Annotated in this window: 3 protein-coding genes; all 3 read left to right on the top strand. The window is 44.6% G+C overall.

The annotated features are described in order from the left end of the window. Window positions 1-211 (top strand): hypothetical protein (locus tag ACFXKN_RS33430; RefSeq protein ID WP_379434796.1); only part of this gene is annotated, 211 nt, incomplete at its 5' end. A 315-nt stretch (window positions 212-526) separates the two neighbouring features. Continuing rightward, the gene (locus tag ACFXKN_RS33425; RefSeq protein WP_376642743.1) at window positions 527-1585 is read left to right on the top strand and encodes a hypothetical protein; all 1059 of its coding nucleotides are present in this window, start codon (window positions 527-529) and stop codon (window positions 1583-1585) included. A gap of 59 nt (window positions 1586-1644) precedes the next feature. Next, the gene (locus ACFXKN_RS33420; protein WP_379434795.1) at window positions 1645-1893 is read left to right on the top strand and encodes a hypothetical protein; all 249 of its coding nucleotides are present in this window, start codon (window positions 1645-1647) and stop codon (window positions 1891-1893) included. The last annotated feature ends 338 nt before the right edge of the window (window positions 1894-2231 follow it).

Here is a 2231-nt window from a genome sequence, read left to right as displayed (position 1 = left end):
GGCTTGTACCCAGCGCCCAACAGACATTCCGGTCATTGCTATGGCCAACAGTTCACACTATTTCATTTTCACCATGCAAAACCCGGATGACCGTAAAAAGATTGTGAAAGCAACAGGGATGCCGCAATTTATGGAGCAACCCGGCGGGCACAATTTTTGGTATTGGAAAGTGGGTATGCAAAACCCGGTACTAGCAAAATTGAAGCTTTAAAGGAGGTGATGACTTGGAGACACGAAAATTTGCAGGTGTCGGGCTGAAGAACATGATTGTCATTGCGCTATTCACAATGATGGTCATTGTCGTAACAAAGGTTATTGTCACGAAGCATCCGGTTAACGGTGTGACGCAATTAGTAAACGCAGTATAAGGAGGAAAAAAGCATGAAGGTTAAATGGTTAGTTCATACGTTCATTACTGTATTTATCACGATGGTTTTCATGTGGATTATTAAGAAAGCTTCAGCAAAATATCATATCCCGGTTGTATCTACAATCGCGGCAGAAGTCTAAGGAGGAATTTTAATTTATGGCAACTCAACAGCAACTATCAGCACAGGCAAAGGCTCAACTATTCTCGCAGGCTACCCGCCAAACATGGCAGATGATGGGTACACAGACAGTGACAGAGGACGCACAAACGGTATCATTCAACCTACCGAAAGTACGCCTGCTATCACAAATTTTAGTTGAATTTGACGCGACTGTCTCTCTCAAATCGCAGAACGCGGCAATTCCAACTAAACCATTTTCACCATACCAGATTATCAGAAATATTGCACTGGAATTAAACAGTGGATTCCGTCCTTTTGTTGTGTCAGGCGAAGCCCTTCACCTATACAGCTTAAACCGATTGAATCCAGACGTTCTATTACCTGCATCAAGTCCGCGGGCGTTATCTTACATTGAAACAGCCGCGAGCACGTCAGGTAAAGACGCGCGTATTAAATTCCAAGTCGCGCTGCCATTAACTTTAAACCAACGTGACCCGGTCGGTCTTATCTTGCTACAAAACGAGGAGACAACCGTTTCCCTTCAGATTGATACAGCACGCGCGCAAGACGCGTATCAGTTGGCTACTGGAGACACCGTTACACTGAAGCAATTGAAAATCACGCCGACAATTGAAACGTTCTCCGTCCCTTCTGTACCACAAGCTATGCCGGATATTTCTGTCCTGAAGCTTGTAAACGAAAAAGGCGAACAGTTCACCGGGAACGGTCAAAATATCGTGAAGCTTCAGACAGGGACGATCTACCGTAAACTCATGTTTTACTTTACGGATGAGTCAGGCAACCCGCTGAAGGACAGCGACTTTGCGGGCAACTTGGAATTGGTATTTAACCAAGCCGACATCCCTTACAGCATTAAGCCGTCAGCACTTGCAGCCCGAAATCATTCGGACTTGGGTTATGTCTTACCGGATGGGGTTTATGTGTTTGACTTCTCTAACCAAGGCTTGCCAAACCTCGGCGGCTCTCGTGACTATATTGACACCGAACGTCTTACAGAGTTTTGGATTCGCTTCAATACTCAAAAAGGCGGGCGCGTGAAAATCGTTGCTGAAAAGCTTTCACGCTTGCATTAATACACGCGGGAGGGCTTTTCCCTCCTTTTCTTATTTGACTACTACGAAGGAGGATTTATATGAACGCACCATCACAAATGGGTCTAGGTGAAATGTTCTACCATGCCGCAGACTTATTTCGAAACATGGGGTTTATGAGTACCCGAACGTCTACAGTTCCCGAAGCTGAAGATCAAATGTCTCTTGTCGATGATGAGGACACAGCAAAAGAGCATGACGTAAAGCAAGACCCTATTACATCAAAACAAATCTTGCTGGGGTTCGGCATTGTGTTCCTTGTCGTATTCCTATTCTCGGCAAGGGTGTAGGGGGTGTGACTTGTGGAGCAAATCTATTCAATCCTATTAAATAACGGAGCCATGGGCGTAATGCTCGCGTGGTTCATGTTCAAACAATCAAAGGATAACGAACAGACACGGGAAATTCTAACCGATCTGAAAATGGTTATTTCAAAAATCGGGGGTGCGTCAAGCAATGACTAAAATTCTTGTTCTCACCGTTATTATCATCGTGTTTTGGTTCTTCTTTATCCGCCGCAAAAAGAAGGGATAACACATGGAAAAAGGTCTTTTGTTTTTCACGCTGGCGCTCACAGCCATATGGATTATTCTTGATGACTTTTATGGCGGCAAACACCTGTCAAAGA

Origin of the sequence: Nocardia sp. NPDC059195 (genome assembly GCF_042754695.1) — a bacterium.
In the GTDB taxonomy this organism is placed as follows: Bacteria; Actinomycetota; Actinomycetes; order Mycobacteriales; family Mycobacteriaceae; genus Nocardia.
This window is presented reverse-complemented; position numbering and strand designations above follow the sequence as displayed.

Coding starts and splice junctions, on each gene's coding strand:
- ACFXKN_RS33425 (WP_376642743.1), top strand. CDS start 527: ATGGCAACTCAACAGCAACTATCAGCACAGGCAAAGGCTCAACTATTC.
- ACFXKN_RS33420 (WP_379434795.1), top strand. CDS start 1,645: ATGAACGCACCATCACAAATGGGTCTAGGTGAAATGTTCTACCATGCC.